At 72.0% G+C, this 411-nt stretch carries 1 protein-coding gene; it reads left to right on the top strand.

Features of this window, described 5'->3' with window-relative positions:
• Positions 1-140 precede the first annotated feature (140 nt).
• Positions 141-411: FAD-binding oxidoreductase (locus CCN44_RS38790; protein ID WP_143650324.1), on the top strand; the 271-nt coding region annotated here is incomplete at its 3' end.

Raw genomic sequence — 411 nt, 5'->3', positions numbered from 1 at the left:
CGGCGGCTCGGAGATCAGGGACGTACCCACGCACTGTCGGTTGTCCATGCCGCTCACTGTGCGTCAATACGACGAACACATCCGGGTGGCCCAAGGGCGGCGCGGGCGGGGTTCACACCGATGGCCGCGAGTGCCACGCTGTGATCATGAGCCGCATCGAAGCACCGCGCGACGAGCACACGGGCAACCTCACCGACCGGCTCCTGGCGGGCCTGCCGCCCGAGGCCGTCCTGACCGACCCCGACGTCACGGCCTCCTACGGGAACGACATGGCGAGCTTCTGCCCGGCCGGCAGCCCCGCCGTCGTCGTCCTGCCGCGCACCGTCGAGCAGGTCCAGCACGTCATGCGCACCGCCACCGAGCTGCGCGTCCCCGTCGTACCGCAGGGCGCCCGCACCGGCCTGTCCGGCG

It is taken from the genome of Streptomyces tricolor (assembly GCF_002155905.1).
Classification (GTDB): domain Bacteria; phylum Actinomycetota; class Actinomycetes; order Streptomycetales; family Streptomycetaceae; genus Streptomyces; species Streptomyces tricolor.
The sequence above is the reverse complement of the archived record's forward strand: the minus strand, read 5'-3'. Positions and strand labels throughout refer to the sequence as shown.